A 22,485-nucleotide genomic window follows, 5' to 3' on the forward strand; every position below is an offset into this window, starting at 1 on the left:
CTGGCTAGAGTCAGATGCTGGCTTTTAGTCCCACCACCCCTACAAGTCTAAACATACAAGCGGGCTTGCTCGCGAAGACGGAGTGTCAGTCGACATCATTGTTGCCTGATACACCGCTTTCGCGAGCAAGCCCGCTCCCACATTGGTTTCATGACAGTTTTGTTTCAATCAGCACTTTAGCTATGCGATGCTGGCGCACAGACCGTTAGCCAACTACAGCTTAAGTACAGAACGTAGAACGTCGCGCGGCACCGCTAACTTGCCCCTCTGGGGCGCTACCACCTCAGGGGGCCTGCATGCTCACCCTGCTCAATTTGCTCTCAGCCGTGGCCTTGCTGATCTGGGGCACGCATATCGTCCGAACCGGCATCCTGCGGGTGTACGGCTCCAACCTGCGCCACGTCATCGGCCAGAACATGTCCAAGCGCTGGCTGGCGTTCATCGCGGGGATCGTCGTGACCGCGATGGTCCAGAGCAGTAACGCCACGGCGATGCTCGTCACCTCGTTTGTCGGTCAGGGCCTGATGGCGCTGACCCCTGCCCTGGCAACCATGCTCGGGGCCGATGTCGGTACGGCATTGATGGCGCGGGTGCTGACCTTCGACCTGTCATGGCTCTCGCCACTGCTGATTTTTCTCGGGGTGATTTTTTTCCTGTCGCGCAAACAGACGCGGCTGGGGCAAATGGGCCGCGTCAGCATCGGCCTGGGCTTGATCATCCTGGCGCTGCAACTGATCGTCGAGGCGGCCGCGCCGATCACCCATGCCCAAGGGGTGAAGGTGATTTTCGCCTCGCTGACCGGCGACATCCTGCTCGACGCCCTGGTCGGCGCCTTGTTCGCGATGATTTCCTACTCCAGCCTGGCGGCAGTCCTGCTGACCGCGACCCTGGCCGGCGCCAGCGTAATCAGCCTGCCAGTAGCCATCGGCCTGGTGATCGGGGCCAACATCGGCAGCGGCATTCTCGCGTTCCTCAGCACCAGCATGCAGAACGCTGCCGGTCGCCAGGTGGCGTTGGGCAGCCTGTTGTACAAGCTGATCGGCCTGTTGCTGATCATCCCGGTGCTCGACCCTCTGGTGCACTGGATCGACAGCCTCGACTTCAGCCCCCAGGAAATGGTCATCGGCTTTCACCTGCTCTACAACACCGCACGCTGCCTGATCCTGCTGCCCACCGTCGGGCCGATGGCCCGGTTTTGCGCGTGGATCCTGCCGGAGCGCCCGCAAACCAACGGCATGGCCAAGCCCCGGCACCTTGACCCGACAGCCTTGGTCACGCCCAGCCTGGCGTTGGCCAACGCGGCCCGGGAAACCCTGCGCATGGGTGATCTGATCGACAACATGCTCGAGGCCATGCTCGACGTGCTGCACGGCAAGCAAACCGCCGTGACCCAGGAAATGCGGCGCCTGACCGATGATGTCGAGGCGCTCTACAGCGCGATCAAGCTGTATCTGGCGCAGATGCCCCGGGAAGACCTCAGTGATCAGGACAGCCGGCGCTGGGCGGAAATCATCGAACTGGCGATCAACCTCAAGCTCGCCAGCGACTTGATCGAACGCATGCTGCGCAAAGTCCAGCAGCAAAAAACTTCCCAGCGCCGATCGTTTTCCGAAGTGGGCCTGGAAGAGCTGGCCGGGCTGCACAGCCAGTTGATTTCCACCCTGCGCCTGGGCTTGTCGGTCTTTCTCAGTGCCGACAAGGAAAGTGCCCGCCAGTTGCTGCGTGAAAAACGTCGCTTTCGCGCACAGGAACGCCGCCTGGCCCACGCGCATGTCAGCCGTTTGCAACGTAAGATCGTGCAGAGTATCGAGACCAGTTCGCTGCACCTGGAGTTGATTGCCGACATGAAGCGTCTGAATTCGCTGTTCTGCAGCAGTGCCTACGTCGTATTGGAAGCGTCCGACACCGGTGCGCTGGTTGTGGACGATTTGGCTGATATCACGCATTCGCCTTGAACGTCTGGCAAGGTGATCAGTCAGTAACATTGATTCAGCCTCAAGGCCGTTATTGCGAGCAAGCTCGCTCCCACAGGTTTCGAGTTGACCACAATGAATGGATCAGCACGGATTCTGTGGGAGCGAGCTTGCTCGCGATGGCGGACGGAAGGACGAAACGGATCTCCGATTGGTTGCCGGGAAGCTCGTTATGCGTTGTCTGTTGTTCGCCTGTCTGTTGCTTGGTTCACTCCCTTCGTTTGCCCTGGATCGCTTCCAGGTCGAGGGCTATACCCTGCGCAACGGTTTGCAGATGTTGCTCAAGCCCGGCACCGAGCGCGGGCACGTGGCGATCCGGCTGGTGGTCGGGGTAGGCCTGGATGATTTCGGTTGCACCGATAAAGAACTGCCGCACCTGCTCGAACACTTGCTGTTCAGCGGCATCGACGCCAGCGGTGAAGGCGGCCTGGAGGAGCGCATGCAGGCGCTGGGTGGCGAGTGGAACGCTTTCACCAGCAACGCCGACACCACCTTCGTGATCGAAGCCCCGGCGAAAAACCAGCGCAAGGTCCTGGATTTGCTGCTGGCGCTGCTGACCCAGACCCATTTCGACGACGACGCCATCAACGCCGCCAAGCAAGTGGTCGAGCGTGAAGACGGCGGGCACTACACGCACCTGCAACGCTGGCTGGATCGCCAGGACCTGGGCCATACCGCCAGCAATCAATTGGCCGTGGAACTGGGCCTCAAATGCCCTGAGCGCGCGGAAGTCGATCACCTGACCCGCGAACAGCTGGAGAACGTGCGCAAGGACTGGTACGCGCCGAACAACATGACCCTGATCGTCGTCGGCGATCTCGACCGCTTACTGCCGGCCTATCTGGATCGCACTTATGGCGAGCTTGCCCCCATCACTCCGACAGAGCACCCGCCCCTGCCCCAGATCCAGGCCAGCGCCGCCCATGAGCGCAGCCTGATCCATGGCTTCGTCGGTGGCGGGGCCAAGCTGCACTGGCTGGTACCGGAGCCGGTGCTGGACGATCAGCACGACGAAACCTTCGACCTGCTCAAGGACTATCTGGACTGGGCGCTCTATCGCCAGCTGCGCCTGGCGCACGGCCTGTCCTATGGCCCCTGGGCCGAGCGCGAGGTGTTTGGCGGCGTTGGCTTCATGAGCCTGAATGCCGACCTGGAGCGCGACGACGTGAGCCAGGCACTGGAAGTGCTGGATGACTTGAAGGCCGGTATGCTCAAGGACGGTCTCAACGCCGAGACCTTCAATCGCCTCAAACAGGCCGCCATCGCCCGCCAGTCCTGGGCGGTGCAAGGCAACAGCGCACTGGCCGATTACTACTGGAGTGCCCTGGGGGACTACGCAGACGGCCGATTCGCCAACCCGGTCAAGGAATTGCAGGCGGTCACGCTGGCGCAAGCGAACAAGGCCATGCGCGAACTGCTCCTGCAGCCGGGGTATGTGCGGATCGAAAAACCCCTGGTCAGTTATGACCAATTGATGTGGGCGATTGCCGGGCTGTCGGGGTTGTTGCTGTTGGGCCTGGCGGCATGGCGTTTTCATCGCAGAAAGTAAGCGCTTTCACCGATGAGGCGGTAACCTGTCAGGGATTTTTCCTACGACTACTGTGAACCGCCGAATGCCGACCCTGACCCTATTCGTCCAGCGCATCCTCGAGCTGATGAAACGCTACCCCGGGGTCATTGCGCTCGGTGGTTTCGTCTCCGGGATCGGCAGCTTCATCCTGGTGGATCGCCAGCAGGGCCTGGCGAGCTGGATCACCACCATCATGCTGATCAGCTGGGTCTGGCTGATGCTGGAAAACAGCCTGACCAAGCTATTCACCCGAATCTTCAAGCGGGAGATCCCCCAGCCCTTGCTGCGTTATGCGACGCAGATGATTCACCAGGAAAGCCTGTTCTTCGTCCTGCCGTTCTTCTTCATCACCACGACCTGGAACAGCGGCCAGCTGTTCTTTACCGGGCTGCTGGGCATCGCGGCGCTGATTTCCATCATCGACCCGCTCTACTACAAGTGGCTGGCGCCGCGGCGCTGGGCGTTCCTGGCGCTTCACACCCTGACCCTGTTCGCCGCCCTGCTCACCGCGCTGCCGGTGATCATGCACCTGACCACCGCGCAAAGTTTCAAGTGGGCGCTGGGCATCGCCGTGCTGTTGTCGTTTCCGAGCCTGGCATCGATCTTTCCGATCCGCACCCTGCGCAACGCCCTGGCGATCCTGAGCATTACCGTGGGTATCGGCGGTGTCGGTTGGGTGCTGCGCTCGTGGGTGCCGCCGGCAACCCTGTGGATGACCGACGTGGCCATCAGCACACAGATGCAGGATCGCACCCCCGGCGCCAGTCTCGATGAAGTCAGCGCCGAGCAGATTCGCGGCGGCGGCCTCTATGCCTACACGGCGATCAATGCGCCGCGCGGCCTGGACGAGCGGATCTATCACGTCTGGCAATTCAACGGCAAAGAGGTCGACCGAATCCCACTCGATATCCACGGCGGTCGCAAGGAAGGTTACCGGGCCTGGACCCACAAGCAGAATTTCCCGGGCAATCCGGCAGGCAAATGGCAGGTTCGGGTGTTGACCGAAGACGGCCAATTGATCGGCGTATTGCGCTTCAAGGTGGCTGACAGCACACCGGTCAAAGAAAAGTAAGGCAGTTCGTGCTATTACGTAGCTCTGCGTAACAGCCGAAAAAGCACGGAGCTTATGACCAGCAGCACAATGGCCGGCAATGCCCAATTGGACACCTCGCACTCCCCGCCTCAGATACGGGTGACGGGAGACTGGACGCTCGCCCATTACGCCGACCTCAAGCACCTGAGCGAAAAGCTCGAAGGCCAGTACAACGACAGCACCCTCATCGATCTCAACGGCCTCGGCGCCCTTGATACGGCCGGCGCCTCGCTGCTGGTGGAACTGCTGGGCTCGGAACGCCTGGGCCGCTCCGCGCAACATCCTGATTGCACCCTTTCCTCCGCCGACCGCGCGTTGTTGCAAACCGTCTATCAATCGCTGACGGATTTCTGCGTGCCCATCAAGGAGCCGGAAATCAGCGTCGGCATTCAATTGCTGACCCGCATCGGCCGTGCGGTGGACACAGTCTGGCAGGACACCCTGCAACTGCTTGGGTTCGTCGGCCTGATCCTGGAAACCATCGTCCGTGGCCTGTTTCGTCCCAAGCGCTGGCGCATTACGCCGATGGTGGCGCACATCGAACAGACCGGCCTCGACGCCGCGCCCATCGTTGCCCTGCTGACCTTCCTGGTGGGCGCCGTGGTGGCGTTTCTCGGGGCGACAGTGCTGAGCACGTTCGGCGCCAGCGTGTTCACGGTGGACCTGGTGGCGTTTGCCTTCCTGCGCGAATTCGGCGTGCTGCTGACCGCGATCCTGATGGCCGGGCGCACCGCCAGTGCGTTCACCGCGCAGATAGGCTCGATGAAGGCCAACGAGGAAATCGACGCCATCCGCACCCTAGGCCTCGATCCGATGGAATTGCTGGTGGTGCCGCGGGTCCTGGCCTTGCTGGTCGCGTTGCCGATGCTGACCTTCCTGGCGATGGTCTCGGGGATTATCGGCGGCGGCGTGGTCTGCGCGGTATCGCTGGATATTTCGCCGGCAATGTTTCTGTCGCTGCTGCAGTCGGACATCGGCGTTCAGCACTTTCTGGTAGGGATCGTCAAAGCACCGATCTTCGCCTTTCTCATTGCCGCGATAGGTTGCCTGGAAGGCTTCAAGGTGAGCGGCAGCGCCGAGTCTGTCGGTGCCCACACCACATCGAGCGTGGTGCAGTCGATTTTCGTGGTGATCGTGCTCGACGCCGTGGCCGCGCTGTTTTTCATGGAGATGAGCTGGTGAGTCGAGTACCCCGAGCCCCCGCCGAGGCGGTGATCGAAGTCCGTGGGCTGTGCAATCGTTTCGGCAGCCAGAGCGTGCACGAGAACCTCGACCTGGATCTGTACAAGGGCGAGATCCTTGCCGTGGTCGGCGGTTCCGGCAGCGGTAAATCAGTGCTGCTGCGCAGCATTGTCGGTTTGCGCCAGCCCAGCGAGGGCGTGGTGAAGGTCTTCGGGAAAAACCTGCCGAGCCTGCCCGAGCACGAGCGGTCCCTGATCGAGCGGCGCTTCGGCGTGCTGTTCCAGAAAGGCGCGCTGTTCTCTTCGCTGACCGTGACCGAGAACGTCGCCCTGCCCCTGATCGAACATGCCGGTCTGAGCCGCGACGATGCCGAGCACCTGGCGGCGGTGAAACTGGCCCTGGCCGGCTTGCCGCTGTCGGCGGCGGACAAGTACCCCGCGTCCCTGTCCGGCGGCATGATCAAGCGTGCGGCGCTAGCGCGGGCCCTTGCGCTGGACCCGGACATCCTGTTTCTCGACGAACCCACCGCCGGCCTCGATCCGATTGGTGCCGCCGCCTTCGATCAACTGATCCTGACCCTGCGTGATGCCCTGGGCCTGAGCGTTTTCCTGGTGACCCACGACCTCGACACGCTCTACACCATCACCGATCGGGTGGCGGTGCTGGCGCAGAAGAAAGTGCTGGTGGCCGATGCCATCGATGTGGTCTCGGAAACCGACGACGCGTGGATTCACGAATACTTCCATGGCCCTCGCGGCCGCGCGGCGCTGAGTGCCGCTCAACAGCTCAACGAGGTCTGACATGGAAACCCGAGCCCATCATGTATTGATCGGCCTGTTCACTGTGATCGTGGTGGCGGGCGCCCTTCTCTTTGGTTTGTTCCTGGCCAAATCCAGTGTCGACACCGAGTTCAAGGATTACGAGGTCGTGTTCAACGAGGCGGTCAGCGGCTTGTCCAAGGGCAGTTCGGTGCAGTACAGCGGGATCAAGGTCGGTGACGTGGTGACCCTGCGCCTGGACCCGAAAGACCCGCGCCGGGTGCTGGCGCGGATCCGCCTGGGCGGCGATACCCCGATCAAGGAAGACACCCAGGCCAAACTGGCGCTGACCGGGGTCACCGGCACCTCGATCATCCAGCTCAGCGGCGGTACGCCTCAGAGCCCGACGCTCAAGGGCAAGGACGGCAAGCTGCCGACCATCATCGCGTCGCCCTCGCCCATCGCTCGCCTGCTCAATGACAGCAACGACTTGATGGCCGGGGTGAACACCTTGATGCACAACGCCAACCTGATGTTTTCCACGGAAAACATCGAGCGCATCAGCAAGACCCTGGAGCATCTGGAGCAAACCACCGGGGTCATTGCCGACCAGCGCGGCGACATTCGCCAGGCCATGCAGCAATTGGCCTCGGTCGGCAAGCAGGCCGGTACCATGATGGAGCAGACGTCGGCGTTGATGCGCAACGCCAACGGCTTGCTCAATGACCAGGGCAAGCAGATGTTCGGCAGCGCCGAACAGGCCATGAAGTCGCTGGAACAGAGCACCGCGACCATCAACCAGCTGCTGAGCACCAATCAGGAGTCGCTCAACAACGGCATGCAGGGTCTCAATGGCCTGGCGCCGGCGGTGCGTGAGCTGCGCGAGACCCTCACCTCGTTGCGGGCTATTTCCCAACGCCTGGAATCCAACCCCAGCGGCTACCTGCTGGGCCGTGACAAGAGTAAGGAATTCACTCCATGACGCTGACCCGCCTCGCCCTCCTCGCCAGCTTCACGCTGATCAGCGCGTGCTCGATCCTGCCCAAGTCGGAACCCTTCGATCTTTATCGATTGCCGTCGGCGCAAAGCAGCATACCGGCCAGTCACGTCACACCGCAGCGCTGGTCGTTGCGCCTGAACAAACCCCAGGCCAGCGAAGCGTTGAACAGCCCGAACATTGCCGTCATCCCCCAGGGCGACGTGATCAGCAGCTACAAGGGCTCGCGCTGGAGCGACCCGGCGCCGGTATTGCTGCGCAACCGGCTGCTCGATGGTTTCCAGCGTGATGGTCGGGTGACGCTGCTGAGTACCGATGACAGCAACTTCCAGGCGGATCTGGAGCTGGGCGGCAGCTTGCAGGCGTTTCAGACTGAGTATCAGGGCACCAGCGCCAGCGTGGTCGTGCGCCTGGATGCCTTGTTGGTGCGTGGGTATGACCAGCGAATCCTCGCCAGCAAACGCTTTGAAGTGCGCCAGCCGTTGAGCGATTTGAAGGTGCCGGCGGTGGTGGCCGGGTTTGGCCAGGCCAGTGATCAGATCACGACGCAGGTGGTGGCGTGGGCGGTGGAGCAAGGACAAAAGTTAGCGCCGCCCGCGAGATTTTGAAGGTCCTGCGGACCTTATCGCTGGCAAGCCAGCTCCTACAGGTACAGCGCGCTCTCTGTAGGAGCTGGCTTGCCAGCGATAAATGTCGGATTCACCCAAAGAACCAGTAGCAAACCCCAATCGCCCCCAGCACACCCGCCAATTCCGCCAACAACGCACACCCCACCGCATGGCGCGCGCGCTGGATACCCACCGCGCCGAAGTACACCGCCAGTACATAAAACGTGGTTTCGGTACTGCCCTGGATCGTTGCCGCCACCAGCGCCGGGAAGCTGTCCACGCCAGAGGTTTTCATGGTTTCGATCAGCATCGCGCGGGCGGCGCTGCCGGAGAACGGCTTGACCATCGCGGTCGGCAGCGCGTCGACGAAGCGCGTGTCCCAGCCGGCCCACTCCACCAGGTGCCGAATCCCGTCCAGGCCGAAATCCAGGGCGCCGGACGCCCGCAGCACGCCCACGGCGCAGAGCATCGCCACCAGGTACGGTAGCAGGTTCTTCGCCACATCAAAGCCTTCCTTGGCGCCCTCGACGAACGCTTCGTAGACCTTTACCTTGCGCATTGCACCGATCAACAAAAACAGCATGATCAAGCCAAATAGCGTGAGGTTGCCGAGGATCGACGACAGACCCGCCAGCGCGGTGGCGGACATCGTGCCCAGCAGCGCCATGAAACCACCGAGGGCCAGGGCGCCGGGAATCAGATACGCCAACACGACCGGGTCCCAGACGCGCAGGCGTTGCATGAAGGCGACGGCCAGGAAGCCGACGATGGTCGAGCAGCTGGTGGCGAGCAGGATGGGCAGGAACACCAGCGTCGGGTCGGGCGCGCCTTGCTGGGCGCGGTACATGAAGATCGTCACCGGCAGCAGGGTCAGGGAGGAGGCGTTGAGCACCAGGAACAGGATCTGCGCGTTACTGGCGATCGTATCGCTGGGATTGAGCTCCTGCAGGGCCTTCATGGCCTTGAGGCCGATGGGCGTGGCGGCATTGTCCAGGCCCAGGCCGTTGGCGGCGAAGTTCAGGGTGATGAGGCCGATGGCGGGGTGGCCGGGCGGGACTTCCGGCATCAAGCGCAAAAACAGTGGACCCAAGGCCCTGGCCAGCCATTCGACGATCCCGGCTTTCTCGGCGATCCGCAGGAAGCCCAGCCACAGGGTGAGCGTGCCGAACAGCAGGACCATGACCTCGACGGACAACTTGGCCATGGCGAAGATGCTCTCCACCATCGCCGCGAAGATCCCGGCGTTGCCGCCGATCAACCATTGCGCCAGCGCCGACACGGCAGCCACGATGAAGAAGCCAAGCCACAGGCCATTAAGCATCAGTCAAATCCCCCAAAAGATGCGCGAATGATAGCGGGGTGACCAGAAACGACAAACCCCGGATTTCTCCGGGGTTTGTTGGGGAGGCTGACTCGGATCACTGTGGGAGCCAGCCTGCTGGCGATGAGGCCGGCACATTCAACATCTCTGTTGTTTGATGTACCGCTATCGCCAGCAGGCTGGCTCCCACAGAAAAGCCACCACAGGGTTCAGATCAGTTGCTGGAGGTTTCACCAACCGCCAGCTTTTCCTTGCTGCGCCAGTGCGGCAGGGAGTTCCAGTAGCGCTGGCCCTTGGCGTCGTCGTACATGCCTTCCCAACGAGCGATGACCAGCACGGCCAGGGCGTTGCCGATCACGTTCAGGGCGGTACGTGCCATGTCCATCACGCGGTCGACACCGGCGATGAATGCCAGGCCTTCCAGCGGAATACCGACGCTGCCCAGAGTCGCCAGCAGGACCACGAAGGACACGCCCGGAACGCCGGCGATGCCTTTGGAGGTGACCATCAGGGTCAGTACCAGCAGCAATTGCTGGCTGATCGACAGGTCGATGCCGTACAGCTGGGCAATGAAGATGGCTGCAATGCTCTGGTACAGGGTCGAACCGTCCAGGTTGAACGAGTAACCGGTTGGCACCACGAAGCTGCAAATGGCTTTAGGCGCGCCATAGGCTTCCATCTTCTCGATCACACGCGGCAGCACGGTTTCGGAACTGGCGGTGGAGTAAGCCAGTACCAGCTCATCCTTGAAGATGCGCATCAGCTTGATCACCGAGAAGCCGAACAGGCGAGCGATCAGGCCCAGGATCACGAAAGCGAAGAAGGCGATGGCGAAGTAAACCAGGATCACCAGTTTGGCCAGCGGAATCAGCGACGCGAAGCCGAAGTTGGCCACAGTCACCGCGATCAATGCGAACACGCCGATCGGGGCGTAGTTCATGATCATGTGAGTGACCTTGAACATGCTTTCCGATACGCCTTGGAACATCTTCACCAGCGGCTCGCGCAGGTCCGCCTGCAGGCTCGACAAACCGAGGCCGAACAGCACGGAGAAGAAGATGATCGGCAGCATTTCGCCGCGAACCATGGCCGCAAAGATGTTCGACGGGATCAGGTTGAGAATGGTTTCGATGAACGCGTGTTCATGCTGAACCTCGGCCGCCGTGGCCTGGTACTTGGAAATGTCCACAGTGCCCAGGGTGCTCATGTCGATGCCGGCACCCGGATGGAACAGGTTGGCCAGCAGCAGGCCTACCACGATGGCGATGGTGGTGACGATTTCGAAGTAGATGATGGTCTTGAAGCCGATGCGCCCCAGCTTCTTGGCGTCACCCACGCCGGCAATGCCGACGATCAGGGAGGAGATGACGATCGGGATCACGATCATCTTGATCAAACGGATAAAGATATCGCCCGCTGGTTGCAAGACGTTGCTGATCCACCAGGCTTTTTCGGCACTGAAATGGTTGAGCAGCGCACCGATTGCAATCCCCAATACCAGACCGATGAGGATCTGCCAGGCGAGGCTAAGCTTTGCCTTCTTCATATCTTTACCCTTACTTCAGTTTGACTCGGACAGATGCAGAAACGGTTTCGCTTGTGGCGAAAATGTCAGAGCACTTGCCCCCGTATAAGGAGCCCCGGAGCGCTTGTTAGTGGCTCTCTGGCAGGCGAAAAAAGGCGCAACTATTCCGATGCAAGGAAGCGACGTCTAATGCCGTAAACGCCTACCCTATGCCGAATCGGCATGAGGTTTTTTCAGTGAAACGCGCGTCCCAACCGGTTCGAATACGACATATTGGCAGGCATAAGTGCCGTGAACCGGCCATCACAGAGCAGATTGGGTGTTTTTTGATCAGCTGGGAAGGGTGCTGAAAAGGCAGAAAAACCCCTTATGTGCGCCGAGACCCGGGCACAAAAGAAAGGCGATTTTTCTCGATGTACGGTCGCTCATGGAGCACCGCGAACGGAAAAACAAAGGCTTGGGGCAGTACAACGACTTTAGCCTTCAAGCTCTACGCAAGTCCGTCGAGCCGCGGTTGGCTGGCGAACTTGCGTGGCAGCTTTACCCTGACCCGGCCCTTGCGCAGGCACTCCCTGTACCCGTAGGTCACTCCGCCCCTGAAGCAGGCAGAACGTCCCGACCCCCTGGTCATGCGCCTTCCTTCCTCAGGTGGCGCAGCGGCAAAGAAGCAGTGCGCTTCTTTCGCGTCTGGAAATCAGTACCACTTTGGATCTTTTCTCAGCTGCTCCATCAACAAGTCCTGCATACCCTGGTCCGGTTTTCCGAGGAAACGGTAGTTGGCATGCCGTGTCGGCGACTTGTCGGCCGGTAAACCTGCCGGTACTTCGACCAGCATGGCGTAGGCCTCCTTTTTGTCGAAACTGACCGCGACGATCAGGCGTTCGTGGGTGCAACTGGCCTGGGATTGGCACAGCGGCCCCACCAGATACTTGTCGCCATCCTCTTCAACGCCGTTCATTTGTTCAGCATCGCCGGACAGGTTGATCACCCATTCCGGAAGGCGTTCTTCCTTTTTCACCACGCCGTGCCAGGTTTCACGGTACTGCGGATCCGCGTTCAAAAGCTCGTTGACCCGTGCCTGCCCATCATTGGCGGCGATTGCCATGGCACTACCGCCCAGTAGCAGGGCGGCAGCCAGTGTCTTTAACGAAACGCTCATGTTCACCCTCGGCCGCGACGGCCAAAGAAGAAGGAAGCGATGAACATCACCAGGAACACGACAAAGAGAATCTTGGCGATACCCGTGGCGGTGCCCGCGATACCACCGAAGCCCAGGACTGCGGCGACAATGGCAATGATCAAGAATGTGATTGCCCAGCTCAACATGGTGATTCTCCTTACGTTTCTATTTAAAGGTGCTGCATTCCCGGCGCGTCAAGCGCACCAAGCCGAATGTGCTTAAAACACCCAGCGTTCCTGACGGGGCATCTCATCGGCCGGCTGTGCCTGGTCGACGTCCATCATTCGCATCGGGGTGTTGTCTGCCAAACCGCTGCCTGCTGCGCTGAAGTGGGTTTGGGTCGGACGTTCAAACGATACGCTCGGGGCTTCTGGCTGCTGGCTCTGTTCCCAAAGAAGAAACTGTTGGCCGGCGAACAAGGTGATCAACAGTGCAAGTACCGCAAACAGGCCTTGCTGAACATGCAGTGGCGAGAGATGCAATTGGGCGGCACGTTGACGATTCATCCTGAAGCTCCTCCCACGCTGGGGAATATCGGGTTGAGGGCTTTTGTTGTTGCCCTGCGTTAATCAGCTTATTGCAGCCTGCATGCCAGCTTTTTTCCTTTAAAAAAACCTTTAAAAACAATAAGTTAGTGATATGCCATAAATACGTCCAGACGCATCCTGCACGATGAGCCCTCGTGCGGTCGTGCGTAATGCACGACTAGTCGCAAAGAGATCGCAATATTTTTGAATTGAGAGGAGGGCGCAGCTGTCAGAAATGGACGCAAGACATCTCTGATCCGCGCTTTTCTTTGAAAGACGCGCGAACCCGGGTGCTGAAGCGAGGGGGCAGGAGATAGCTACCCTGCCATGGCAGGAATGGATCAGAATGAACCATGCAACTTGCCCGATTTTTCCGTGACTAACTAAAGATCATTCATTAAGGAGCGTAGGAAAATGGAATCCGCCACTGAGCATCAAGGCCGCATTCTTCTGGTAGATGATGAGTCTGCCATCCTGCGAACCTTCCGCTATTGCCTTGAAGATGAAGGCTACAGCGTGGCGACCGCAAACAGCGCCGCGCAAGCGGAAGCCTTGCTGCAACGTCAGGTCTTCGACCTGTGCTTCCTCGATTTGCGACTCGGAGAGGACAACGGCCTGGACGTTCTGGCGCAGATGCGCATCCAGGCTCCGTGGATGCGTGTGGTGATCGTGACTGCGCATTCGGCTGTGGACACTGCCGTGGATGCGATACAGGCGGGTGCCGCCGACTATCTGGTCAAGCCGTGCAGTCCCGATCAGTTGCGCCTGGCCACGGCCAAGCAGCTGGAAGTGCGGCAGTTGTCGGCACGTCTGGAGGCCCTGGAAGGTGAGATACGCAAACCCAAGGACGGACTGGACTCACATAGCCCAGCGATGAAAGTAGTGCTCGAGACCGCACGCCAAGTAGCCAATACCGATGCCAACATCCTGATTCTCGGTGAGTCCGGCACCGGTAAAGGTGAGTTGTCCCAGGCGATTCACGGCTGGAGCAAGCGCGCGAAGAAGTCCTGCATCACCATCAACTGCCCGTCGCTGACGGCCGAACTCATGGAAAGCGAGCTGTTCGGCCACAGCCGGGGCGCCTTTACCGGCGCCAGCGAAAGTACTTTGGGACGCGTCAACCAGGCCGACGGGGGGACCTTGTTTCTTGACGAAATCGGCGATTTTCCATTGGTTTTACAACCAAAATTGCTGCGTTTCATTCAAGACAAGGAATACGAGCGGGTAGGGGATCCGGTGACTCGTCGGGCTGATGTGCGCATTCTCGCGGCCACCAACCAGAACCTTGAGGACATGGTCCGCGACGGCCGTTTCCGCGAAGACCTTTTGTATCGCCTCAATGTCATTACCTTGCACCTGCCGCCGCTGCGCGAACGCCGGGAAGACATTCTCAACCTCGCCGACCGGTTCCTGGCCCGGTTCGTCAAGGAATACGCGCGTCCGGCACGGGGCTTCAGTGACGAGGCCCGTGAAGCGCTGTTGGGTTACCGCTGGCCAGGGAACATTCGCGAGCTGCGTAACGTGGTGGAGCGGGCGAGCATTATTTGCCCGCAGGAACGGGTCGAAATCAGCCACCTGGGCATGGCCGAAGCGCCGATCAATAACGCCCCGCGCATTGGAGCGCCGTTAAGCCTGGATGAGCTGGAAAAAGCCCATATCGGAGCCGTCCTCGCCACTGCGGGGACCCTGGATCAAGCCGCCAAGACTTTGGGGATCGACGCGTCGACGCTGTATCGCAAGCGCAAGCAGTACAACCTGTGAGTCAGCGCCGATGAAACTGACGATGAAGTTGCAGACCCGGCTTTTTCTCAGCATTTCCGCGCTGATCACTGTTGCACTGCTGGGCCTGCTGCTTGGTCTTGTCAGTGTGTTGCAGATGGCCGGGAGCCAGGAAGCGCTGGTGCGCAACAACTTCGTCACCCTGGATCTGGGGCTCAAGCTGCGCCAGACCCTGGGTGATCAGTTAATCATCATGCTCAGCGAAAACAACGATCCCGCCGCCTTCGAAGCATCCAGACGGCGTTACCTTGAGCTGCTGGAGGAAGGTATTGCCCAGGAGCCGGCGGGCGAAAATCTCGAACACGGTTTCAAAAAGGCCAAGGCCGACTATCTGGACTTTATTCGTGCGTATGAGGTGTCCGCTGACCCGACGCGAGTGCTGAACGGCAACGATGAGCTGACCGAAAAATTCAATCTGCTGCGCAATGGCTTGATTACCGAACACAAGCGGGCGCTGGACGACATCAGCACCATCGAACGCAAGGCACGCGAGCGTGCGCTGCTGATCGCCGGACTGCTTGGCCTGGTCGGGCTGGCGGTGTTGATCATCGGGTTCGTGACTGCGCATGCCATCGCCCGGCGTTTCGGCGAGCCCATCGAGGCGCTGGCGCAGGCAGCGGATCATATCGGCCAAGGTAATTTCGACGTCACGCTGCCGGTGTCCTCGTCCGTGGAGTTGAATCAGCTGACCCGGCGCTTCGGCATCATGGCCGAGGCGCTACGCCAGCACCAGGCCACCAATGTCGATGAGTTGCTGGCAGGGCAGCAGCGTTTGCAGGCGGTGCTCGACGGCATCGACGACGGTTTGCTGATGATCGACCGCCAGGGGCACCTGGAGCACCTCAATCCGGTCGCGCAGCGTCAGTTGGGCTGGGACACCGATCGACTTGGGCGAGGCCTGGGTGAGGCGCTGGAGCACCCTGAACTCGATGAACAGCTGCAGCTGGTACTGCGTGGCGGTACGCTGGAGCGAGTGCCGGATGATTTGGGCATCGAGGTCGATGGCGAGACGCGATTGCTGACTTATAGCCTGACGCCGGTCATTCATACCCAGGGGCAGATTCTCGGTGCGGTGATGGTGCTGCACGATGTGACCGAACAACGTGCCTTCGAACGGGTGCGCAGCGAGTTCGTCCTACGCGCTTCCCATGAGCTGCGCACGCCCGTGACCGGGATGCACATGGCATTCGGCCTGTTTCGCGAGCGCGCGCATTTCCCGCCAGAATCCCGAGAAGCCGACCTGCTGGACACGGTCAATGAAGAAATGCAGCGCCTGATGCAACTGATCAACGACTTGCTGAATTTCTCTCGCTACCAGAATGGCCTGCAGAAGCTCACCCTGGCGCCGTGCTCCATTGAGGAGTTGCTGGAACAAGCGCAGATTCGCTTCAGCGACGGTGCGCAGGACAAAGGCGTCGAGCTCCTGATCGAAGTCCAGGAGCCCTTGCCACGCTTGCAAGCCGATCAGCCGCAACTGGACCGGGTGCTCGACAACCTGATCGACAATGCCCTGCGCCATACCGCCAGTGGCGGACTGATACGGTTGCAAGCCCGGCGACATGGGGACCGGGTCATCATCAGCGTTGAAGATAACGGTGAAGGCATTGCCTATGGGCAACAGGGGCGGATCTTCGAGCCCTTTGTCCAGGTCGGCCGCAAGAAAGGCGGGGCCGGGCTCGGTCTGGCGTTGTGCAAGGAGATCGTGCAGCTGCACGGTGGCCGGATGGGCGTTTACTCGCGACCGGGGCAGGGCACTCAGTTCTATATGACCTTGACCGTGTAAGCGCTCTTACGCTTCGTCATCCAGGCGTCGGCCAGCCAGTCGGCGGCCTCGGGTAATCAGCTCGATGAACTGTACCGCGCTCAGAGCATGGGCGAAAAGCCAGCCCTGACCGAACTTCACCCCCTCACTGCTCAGGAGCGCCGCCTGGGCTTCATGCTCGATGCCTTCGGCAATCACCTTCAAGTGCAGTGACTGAGCCATGTGAATGATATGCGGGGCGACACCGCTGCTCGCCGCGTCATGGCCCAGGGCATCGATGAACGCCTTGTCGATCTTGAGACAATCCACTGGCAGGGTTTGCAGGTAGGCGAGGCTGCAATAACCGGTGCCAAAGTCATCGATCAGTACCTGATGCCCGACATCGCGCAAGGCTTGCAGGTTTTCCCGGGCCACCACCACGTCGATCAATCCGCGTTCGGTGACCTCGAAGGCAATTTGCTTGGCCGCGACCCGGTGCAGGGTCAACAGGCGGGCCATCACCTGGCCGATCCGCGGGACCATGACGTCGCAGGCCGCCAGGTTGACCGAGATATACAACTGCGGATTGGCCCGCAGCAGTTGCCCCAGCTGCTCGAGCAGGCGTTGCAGGACAAAGTCGGTCATCTGGCGAATCTGCCCGGTGTTCTCGGCCATCGGAATGAACAGGTCGGGACTGGTCAGGGTGCCGTCTGGCCTGCGCCAGCGGAGCAAGGCCTCGGCCCCGACGCAGTTGCGGCTGTCGAGGTCGAAGATCGGTTGATACAGTACCTGCAACTCGCCTCGACGAATGGCGCCCGTCAGTTCAGCGTCCAGGGACTGGCGTTGGCGCACCAGCAAGAACACCAGGAAACCCACGCACAGTGCCAATAGCACGCAGGCCGGCAGCAGCCACCACCACACGGGCGGTATATGGGTGCCGCTGCGCGGGCTGATCAGCACCAGCTGGTATTCCGGGTTGTCGGTGGGCATGCGGTAAATCAGCCTGTTCTGGGTGACCTGCAGCGCATCGCGGGCTTCCGGCGGCCAATGGCCAGTCGGTGGCCAGGCTTGCGCGACGCCCAGCACCGGAATGGCCCGGGTGCCATGATCCAGTACCACCAGCAGGCTGCTTCCGGGCGACAGGTCGACCATGTCGGTCAAATGGCCGCGGGAGGTCGCGACCCGGAAGTTGCCGCGTCCGAGCATCAGCGCGGCACGGTTTTCATCCGGCTCGGTAGTGGTGTTCAACCAGTAAGTGTAGGTGGGGCCTTTGATGTCCGGTGGGCGTAACAGTGACAGGCCTTCCTGGCGTGGACGGTTGGAGCAGATTCGCGAGTCGTCCATGTAGGCCGCCTCATAGACGAAGCGATAATTGAAGCTGACCTGCTGCAGGGTCGCGATCATGTCGTCGTCACAGCTACGCAGTGGCTGGGCTTCCAGGTCATCGAGGCTTTCGCGCAATTGCCCGAACAGTTGCTCGAGCCGGGCGAGAAAGCGTTCGCCCTGGGCGTTCATTTCCCAGCTTTCGTTTTGCTCAACCTGGTGGATGGCAACGAAGTAACTGCCGGCCATCATCAGGGTAGCGCTCAAGACAGCAGCCAGCATCGCCAGAAACCAGGGGCGATAGAACCAACTTCTGAGTGTCTCTCGAGCAGCAGTCATTATGGAATATCCGACGAATTACCAATGAGTTATAGCTGCTATTTGAGAAACGCGCTGACCGTCGGGCGATCGTCATTATTTTGTCTGAATTAATACCTGAAGCATCGCAGCTGTTTGTGCGTCCGGCGTACCGTCATAGCGCGACGGTCGAAAATGCATCTGGAAGGCCGCCAGCACATGGCGGGTAGCGACATCCAGTTCGCCGGTTTGCGGCGTGTCGTAACCGACGCGGGCCAGTTGTGACTGGAACCAGCTGATGCTCGGCAGCTGTGTTTCGAAGCGGCTTTGCTGGCGCGCTACGGCTTGCTCGTTCGGCCAAATGCCGATCCCTTGCTCAGCCAGGCGCTTCCAGGGGAACAGTGGCCCTGGATCAAGCTTGCGCAGGGGGGCGATGTCGCTATGTCCGACGATGTTGCGCGGGCTGATTGCGTAGCGCTGGCTGATGTCCTTGAGCAGGACGACCAGGGACTGGACCTGCGCTTCGGTGTAGGGGTACCACAGGCGCCCGGTCGGGGTGTCCTTGAAGCCTGGATTGACGATTTCGATACCGATGGAACTGGAGTTCATCCAGGTCCGGCCTTGCCACTGGCTTTCCCCGGCGTGCCAGGACCGCAGATTTTCATCCATCAGCTTGTAGATGGTCGCGTTCTTGTCGTCGCCGACAAGGTAGTGGCTGCTGACTTCGCCGTGGGTCAGCAGTTGCAGCGAGCGCTCCAGCGATGCGGAGGTGTAATGGAGCACGACGAACTGAATGCGACTGTCGTGGTTGGCCGAAGCGTGGCTGGTGTCGTATCGGGGGCCGCTGGCGCAACCAGCCAACAGGATCAGCGACACGATGAGAGCAAGATATTTCATGGGAAAGCCAACGCGCTAAAGACAGTAATGCAACAGTGTAACGTACTGCCTTGTGCGTGTTGGCCGATCGCAACGATTTGAACAAAATGGGGCAAAAGCCTTCAGCCCAACTCCACCCGGTTTCGCCCGGCATTTTTGGCGCGGTATAGCGCCTGATCGGCTCTTTTGAGCACCAGATCGCTATGCTCACCGGGTTTGAATGCCGCCAGGCCGATGGAGAGGGTTATCGTTACCGGTTCACCTCTGAAGTGAAAAGGGCAAGCTTCGATAGCGGCGCGCAGAGTTTCCAGGAGTTTCAGGCCGTTCGCCGGAACTGTGGACGGCATCAACAGGACAAACTCCTCGCCGCCAAAGCGCGCAATGAAATCCGTTCCGCGCAGGCGTTTGCGCAGCACACTGGCAATGATTTTCAGCACTTTGTCGCCCGCCAGGTGCCCGTAGTTATCATTGATGCGCTTGAAATGATCAAGGTCGAGCATGGCCAGCATCAGCGTGTTGCCGTGCTGCTGCCATTGGCCGATCTCATGCTCCAGGCGTTCGCTCCAGGCCGCGCGGTTGGGCAGGCCGGTCAGCGGGTCGATCAGGGCTTTCTGGCGTTGCTCTTCGAGGTGCTCGCGAAAGCCCTGGGCTTCCTGTTCCATGTGCGCAACCCGGTCGGCCAGGCTGTGCAGGCGGGCAGCCACCTCCTGCTCACGCTCGTCGCGCTGCTGGCGGTGCTGGTCCATGGTGCCGAGCAAGCCTTCCAGATGGTTCTCCAGGACGTGCTTGAGATCATCCAGGTCGGCCGCTTCCTGCACGCTGCTCTGTAAGCCGTCGACCTGTTCGCGAATCTGCGTGTCCATCGCATGGGCGGCGGATCGGCTGTCGGCATGGCCGGCGCTGGCGGCCTGCAGATTGCTCTGGAACGATTCCAGGCGTTCATTGAGCCGCTGCAGATAGGCTTCGAATTCATGTTGGCCACTGTCGGAGATGGCCAGCATCAACGTCGCCAGATCATCGAGAATCGGTAGCAACTCGTACCAGTTCAAGCCATTTTTCAGACGTTCACGCATCGATTCGGCTTGTGGACGATGACGCTCGGGTAGTGTCAGGTCGTCGAGCAAGCCCAACAGGGTGTCTTCGATGTGTTTGGCCACAGAACTGTAGGACGGTTCGGGCGAGTCGGGCAGGGCGTAGAGCATGTCTTGCTCGGGCTGCTGCGGATCGATGGCTGCCAGGGCCTGGGCCATGGGCGCGGGCAGCGGCAGGGTGTCGAGCAACAGCGCCGGGCTCAATTCGTCGGGATTGAGTGCCTGTTCAGTCTGAGGTACGGGTTTGACAGGCGCGTGCTGCGCCTCAAGGGTTGGCGCAACAGCTTCAGGCTGGGTTGCAGCCGGAATGTCCGGAGTCGCCTGCGGCGCGGTGTCAGCAATGACTGGCGGGGGCGCGACCACAGGCGCCAAAACGTTTTCGCCCGTGTGCGCGAAAAGCGCCTGTTGCGCGGGTATGGCTTCTTCGGCTTCACGTTGACCGAACAGCCGCTGCAGCAGGCCAGGGCGTTCGGGTTCCGCCGGGCTCTCCAGTTGGCTCAGGGCCTTGCCTTGCAGCCCGCTCAGTTCGCCGAGCAGCAACGGGATCTCACGCGCCTGGCTGACACGGCTATCCAGTTGCTTGGCGAAGTGCTTGAGGGGGCGGCTCACTTCCCGGGGCAGAGGCAATGTCTGCAGCTGCGTGACCAGGGCGTTGAGGGCGGCGCTGGTCTGGTTGATCCGGGTTTCCCGGCGCTGCTCGGAGTCGAGTACGGCTTTTTCCAGGCGAGGCAGCAGGGCGGCAAGACCGGCGTCCATGTCGTCGGTGCGCACGACTTCGCGCATCTCCTTCATGCATTGGTCAACGACGCGGTCGGTGCCTTCCGCTGCCAGCGTGCTGCGCACCAGGCCCCGGCGCAGCAGGTCGAGCCGGGCGTCCCAGCGACGTTCGAGCTTTTCCTGTTGTTCGATGCTTTGCAGGTACTTCTCTTTCCAGCGCTGTGCTTCTTCGCTCATTCATGGGTTCCGCGGGGGGGCAGGACTCAACGCGGGCAATGCATCGGCCGTGAGCGAACCCGGCAGACGAATCTCTACCGCGACCGGCAGGTGATCGGAAATGGGTTGCGCCAGCACCTCGACCTTTTCCAGGGTCAGGCTCGGGCTCAGCAGAATATGGTCCAGGCAGCGCTGCGGGCGCCAGCTGGGGAATGTCGCATCCAGTTGCGGGGCCAGTAGGCCAAGGTCGCGCAATGGAGAGTTTTGCAGCAGGTCACTGGCGTGGGTGTTCATGTCACCCATCAATACCTGGTGCTTGTAGCCACCGATCAGCTCGCGGATGTAAGCCAGTTGCAGGCTGCGGGTACGAGCGCCAAGTGCCAGGTGCATCATGACCACCACCAGTGCTTCCGGACCTTCGCCGAAGCGCACCAGAATCGCCCCGCGACCTTTCGGCCCCGGCAGTGGATGGTCCTCGATCGCCCATGGACGCAGGCGACTGAGCACACCGTTGCTGTGCTGGCCCAGGCGACCGAGATTGCGATTGAGCTGTTGATACCAGTAGGGGAAGGCACCGAGCTGGGCCAGGTGTTCGACTTGATTGACGTAGCCTGAGCGCAGGCTGCCGCCATCGGCTTCCTGCAGGGCGACCAGATCGAAGTCGCCCAGCAGATTGCCGATTTTTTGCAGATTGTCCGCACGCCCGGTATGCGGCAACAGATGTTGCCAGCCCCGGGTCAGGTAATGCCGATACCGCTCGGTGCTGATACCGACCTGGATATTGAAGCTGAGCAAGCGCAGACGGCTGTCTGCGGGCAGGCCCGTCGATTCCAGGTGATGCTCGTTGACCTGCGGATCATGCAGGCCAACGACACGTTCGGTTCCCCAGCGGCGCATGGCAGGCGCCTCGCTTAGTTGGCGGCAGCCTTGTTAGCCGCTCGCTCTTGGTCGACCAGTTTATCGGCCAGTTGCAGGGCTTGTTCGGCACCGCCGGCAGAGCCGATGTCAAAACGGTACTTACCATTGACGATCATGGTTGGTACGCCGGTGATTTCATATTTCTTGGCAAGTTCACGGGCTTGAACGACCTGGCCCTTGATGGCAAAGGAATTGAAGGTGGCGAGGAATTTATCCTTGTCTACGCCTTGGGTGACCAGGAATTCGGCCATCTCATCCGGGGTAGTCAATTTTTTGTGTTCTTCCTGAATCGCCTTGAACACCGCAGCATGAACCTTATGCTCGACACCCATGGATTCGAGAGTCAGGAACATTTGACCGTGAGCATCCCAAGGGCCGCCGAACATTGCCGGGATACGCTTGAAATTCACGTCGGATGGAAGTTTTTCCACCCAGGGATTGATCACCGGTTCAAATTTGTAGCAGTGCGGGCAACCGTACCAGAACAGCTCCACCACTTCGATCTTGCCAGGCACGGCGACCGGCACCGGATTGCTCAGCTCGACGTAAGGTGCGGCGGGGGCTTCAGCGGCTTGGGCAGTCATGCCGAGCAGGCTGGCAGCGGCAAAAACGGCGCTGATGATCAGATTACGCATGCTTTACTCCTGGACAAATTTTATCGCCTCGCGGGACCTGGATTAAGACAGATCATGGCGGGCCTGAGTTCTGTAGTGTAACGGCAGCGGCCACAAAAAAGGGCGGCCAAGGCCACCCTTTTTATACTTGCTGCGACGGATTAATGGAGCGTTAACGT

The 22,485-nt window shown here is 60.6% G+C and carries 19 protein-coding genes; 9 read left to right on the forward strand and 10 right to left on the reverse strand.

The annotated features are described in order from the left end of the window. Positions 1 to 296: 296 nt before the first annotated feature. The 7 genes from SOP85_RS18535 to SOP85_RS18565 all read left to right on the forward strand — a co-directional run bounded on the left by SOP85_RS18535 (position 297) and on the right by SOP85_RS18565 (position 8,181). Complete coding sequence (locus tag SOP85_RS18535; RefSeq protein WP_274073807.1) at positions 297 to 1,955, forward strand: Na/Pi cotransporter family protein; 1,659 nt, start codon at positions 297 to 299, stop codon at positions 1,953 to 1,955. 190 nt (positions 1,956 to 2,145) lie between these two features. Further along, on the forward strand, positions 2,146 to 3,522 hold the full coding sequence (locus SOP85_RS18540) for a M16 family metallopeptidase (RefSeq protein WP_323607357.1): 1,377 nt from the start codon (positions 2,146 to 2,148) through the stop codon (positions 3,520 to 3,522). 64 nt (positions 3,523 to 3,586) lie between these two features. Next, positions 3,587 to 4,615, forward strand: a complete 1,029-nt coding sequence (locus tag SOP85_RS18545; protein WP_274073809.1) for a DUF5924 family protein — start codon at positions 3,587 to 3,589, stop codon at positions 4,613 to 4,615. Positions 4,616 to 4,669: 54 nt separating this feature from the next. Continuing rightward, positions 4,670 to 5,818: an ABC transporter permease gene (locus SOP85_RS18550; protein WP_274073810.1), complete on the forward strand. Its 1,149-nt coding sequence runs from the start codon at positions 4,670 to 4,672 to the stop codon at positions 5,816 to 5,818. Further along, positions 5,815 to 6,618 (forward strand): ABC transporter ATP-binding protein, encoded by an 804-nt coding sequence (locus SOP85_RS18555; RefSeq protein ID WP_323607355.1) that lies wholly within the window; start codon positions 5,815 to 5,817, stop codon positions 6,616 to 6,618. The genes SOP85_RS18550 and SOP85_RS18555 overlap by 4 nt, the downstream gene beginning before the upstream one ends. Before the next feature lies 1 nt (position 6,619). Next, positions 6,620 to 7,558 carry an MlaD family protein gene (locus SOP85_RS18560; protein ID WP_274073812.1) on the forward strand — a complete coding sequence of 313 codons (939 nt, stop codon included), beginning with the start codon at positions 6,620 to 6,622 and terminating at the stop codon, positions 7,556 to 7,558. Continuing rightward, entirely contained in the window at positions 7,555 to 8,181 is a 627-nt protein-coding gene (locus tag SOP85_RS18565) for an ABC-type transport auxiliary lipoprotein family protein (protein ID WP_323607354.1), read from the forward strand. The genes SOP85_RS18560 and SOP85_RS18565 overlap by 4 nt, the downstream gene beginning before the upstream one ends. Positions 8,182 to 8,272: 91 nt before the next feature. On the opposite strand, the gene SOP85_RS18570 is transcribed toward SOP85_RS18565, so the two are convergent. From SOP85_RS18570 to SOP85_RS18590, 5 genes are all read right to left on the reverse strand, one after another. Beyond that, positions 8,273 to 9,502, reverse strand: coding sequence for a nucleoside recognition domain-containing protein (locus SOP85_RS18570; RefSeq protein WP_150773141.1), 1,230 nt, complete (start codon positions 9,500 to 9,502; stop codon positions 8,273 to 8,275). A gap of 214 nt (positions 9,503 to 9,716) precedes the next feature. Continuing rightward, positions 9,717 to 11,048, reverse strand: coding sequence for a glutamate/aspartate:proton symporter GltP (gltP, locus tag SOP85_RS18575; protein ID WP_323609295.1), 1,332 nt, complete (start codon positions 11,046 to 11,048; stop codon positions 9,717 to 9,719). A gap of 673 nt (positions 11,049 to 11,721) precedes the next feature. Continuing rightward, the gene (locus SOP85_RS18580; protein WP_323627818.1) at positions 11,722 to 12,186 is read right to left on the reverse strand and encodes an inhibitor of vertebrate lysozyme family protein; all 465 of its coding nucleotides are present in this window, start codon (positions 12,184 to 12,186) and stop codon (positions 11,722 to 11,724) included. A 2-nt stretch (positions 12,187 to 12,188) separates the two neighbouring features. Beyond that, the gene (locus SOP85_RS18585; RefSeq protein WP_003170804.1) at positions 12,189 to 12,353 is read right to left on the reverse strand and encodes a DUF1328 domain-containing protein; all 165 of its coding nucleotides are present in this window, start codon (positions 12,351 to 12,353) and stop codon (positions 12,189 to 12,191) included. Between the two features lie 72 nt (positions 12,354 to 12,425). Beyond that, complete coding sequence (locus SOP85_RS18590) at positions 12,426 to 12,713, reverse strand: hypothetical protein (protein ID WP_274073816.1); 288 nt, start codon at positions 12,711 to 12,713, stop codon at positions 12,426 to 12,428. Between the two features lie 435 nt (positions 12,714 to 13,148). On the opposite strand from SOP85_RS18590, the gene algB reads away from it, so the two are divergent. Together algB and SOP85_RS18600 are read left to right on the forward strand one after the other, a co-directional pair. Next, entirely contained in the window at positions 13,149 to 14,495 is a 1,347-nt protein-coding gene (algB, locus tag SOP85_RS18595; RefSeq protein WP_274073817.1) for a sigma-54-dependent response regulator transcription factor AlgB, read from the forward strand. 10 nt (positions 14,496 to 14,505) lie between these two features. Further along, a complete protein-coding gene (locus SOP85_RS18600) occupies positions 14,506 to 16,296 on the forward strand; it encodes a KinB sensor domain-containing domain (RefSeq protein ID WP_274073818.1) in 1,791 nt (596 codons plus the stop codon). Between the two features lie 6 nt (positions 16,297 to 16,302). Here the strand turns inward: SOP85_RS18600 and SOP85_RS18605 are convergent, their stop codons facing one another. From SOP85_RS18605 to SOP85_RS18625, 5 genes are all read right to left on the reverse strand, one after another. Beyond that, on the reverse strand, positions 16,303 to 17,916 hold the full coding sequence (locus SOP85_RS18605) for an EAL domain-containing protein (protein WP_274073819.1): 1,614 nt from the start codon (positions 17,914 to 17,916) through the stop codon (positions 16,303 to 16,305). 75 nt (positions 17,917 to 17,991) lie between these two features. Next, positions 17,992 to 18,771 carry an N-acetylmuramoyl-L-alanine amidase gene (locus SOP85_RS18610; RefSeq protein ID WP_274073820.1) on the reverse strand — a complete coding sequence of 260 codons (780 nt, stop codon included), beginning with the start codon at positions 18,769 to 18,771 and terminating at the stop codon, positions 17,992 to 17,994. 101 nt (positions 18,772 to 18,872) lie between these two features. Continuing rightward, positions 18,873 to 20,795 (reverse strand): GGDEF domain-containing protein, encoded by a 1,923-nt coding sequence (locus SOP85_RS18615; RefSeq protein WP_323627819.1) that lies wholly within the window; start codon positions 20,793 to 20,795, stop codon positions 18,873 to 18,875. Continuing rightward, positions 20,796 to 21,671, reverse strand: coding sequence for an endonuclease/exonuclease/phosphatase family protein (locus SOP85_RS18620; protein ID WP_274073822.1), 876 nt, complete (start codon positions 21,669 to 21,671; stop codon positions 20,796 to 20,798). A gap of 14 nt (positions 21,672 to 21,685) precedes the next feature. Next, entirely contained in the window at positions 21,686 to 22,327 is a 642-nt protein-coding gene (locus SOP85_RS18625) for a thiol:disulfide interchange protein DsbA/DsbL (RefSeq protein WP_274073823.1), read from the reverse strand. Positions 22,328 to 22,485: the final 158 nt, after the last annotated feature.

The sequence above is a fragment of the Pseudomonas sp. YuFO20 genome, from assembly GCF_035064975.1.
Taxonomy (GTDB): Bacteria; Pseudomonadota; Gammaproteobacteria; order Pseudomonadales; family Pseudomonadaceae; genus Aquipseudomonas; species Aquipseudomonas putida_AE.

Bases quoted from the DNA above. Each gene is read 5' to 3' on its own strand.
- SOP85_RS18535 (WP_274073807.1), top strand. From the start codon at position 297: ATGCTCACCCTGCTCAATTTGCTCTCAGCCGTGGCCTTGCTGATCTGG.
- SOP85_RS18540 (WP_323607357.1), top strand. From the start codon at position 2,146: ATGCGTTGTCTGTTGTTCGCCTGTCTGTTGCTTGGTTCACTCCCTTCG.
- SOP85_RS18545 (WP_274073809.1), top strand. From the start codon at position 3,587: ATGCCGACCCTGACCCTATTCGTCCAGCGCATCCTCGAGCTGATGAAA.
- SOP85_RS18550 (WP_274073810.1), top strand. From the start codon at position 4,670: ATGACCAGCAGCACAATGGCCGGCAATGCCCAATTGGACACCTCGCAC.
- SOP85_RS18560 (WP_274073812.1), top strand. From the start codon at position 6,620: ATGGAAACCCGAGCCCATCATGTATTGATCGGCCTGTTCACTGTGATC.
- SOP85_RS18565 (WP_323607354.1), top strand. From the start codon at position 7,555: ATGACGCTGACCCGCCTCGCCCTCCTCGCCAGCTTCACGCTGATCAGC.
- SOP85_RS18570 (WP_150773141.1), bottom strand. From the start codon at position 9,502: ATGCTTAATGGCCTGTGGCTTGGCTTCTTCATCGTGGCTGCCGTGTCG.
- gltP (WP_323609295.1), bottom strand. From the start codon at position 11,048: ATGAAGAAGGCAAAGCTTAGCCTCGCCTGGCAGATCCTCATCGGTCTG.
- SOP85_RS18580 (WP_323627818.1), bottom strand. From the start codon at position 12,186: ATGAGCGTTTCGTTAAAGACACTGGCTGCCGCCCTGCTACTGGGCGGT.
- SOP85_RS18585 (WP_003170804.1), bottom strand. From the start codon at position 12,353: ATGTTGAGCTGGGCAATCACATTCTTGATCATTGCCATTGTCGCCGCA.
- SOP85_RS18590 (WP_274073816.1), bottom strand. From the start codon at position 12,713: ATGAATCGTCAACGTGCCGCCCAATTGCATCTCTCGCCACTGCATGTT.
- algB (WP_274073817.1), top strand. From the start codon at position 13,149: ATGGAATCCGCCACTGAGCATCAAGGCCGCATTCTTCTGGTAGATGAT.
- SOP85_RS18600 (WP_274073818.1), top strand. From the start codon at position 14,506: ATGAAACTGACGATGAAGTTGCAGACCCGGCTTTTTCTCAGCATTTCC.
- SOP85_RS18605 (WP_274073819.1), bottom strand. From the start codon at position 17,916: ATGACTGCTGCTCGAGAGACACTCAGAAGTTGGTTCTATCGCCCCTGG.
- SOP85_RS18610 (WP_274073820.1), bottom strand. From the start codon at position 18,771: ATGAAATATCTTGCTCTCATCGTGTCGCTGATCCTGTTGGCTGGTTGC.
- SOP85_RS18615 (WP_323627819.1), bottom strand. From the start codon at position 20,795: ATGAGCGAAGAAGCACAGCGCTGGAAAGAGAAGTACCTGCAAAGCATC.
- SOP85_RS18620 (WP_274073822.1), bottom strand. From the start codon at position 21,671: ATGCGCCGCTGGGGAACCGAACGTGTCGTTGGCCTGCATGATCCGCAG.
- SOP85_RS18625 (WP_274073823.1), bottom strand. From the start codon at position 22,327: ATGCGTAATCTGATCATCAGCGCCGTTTTTGCCGCTGCCAGCCTGCTC.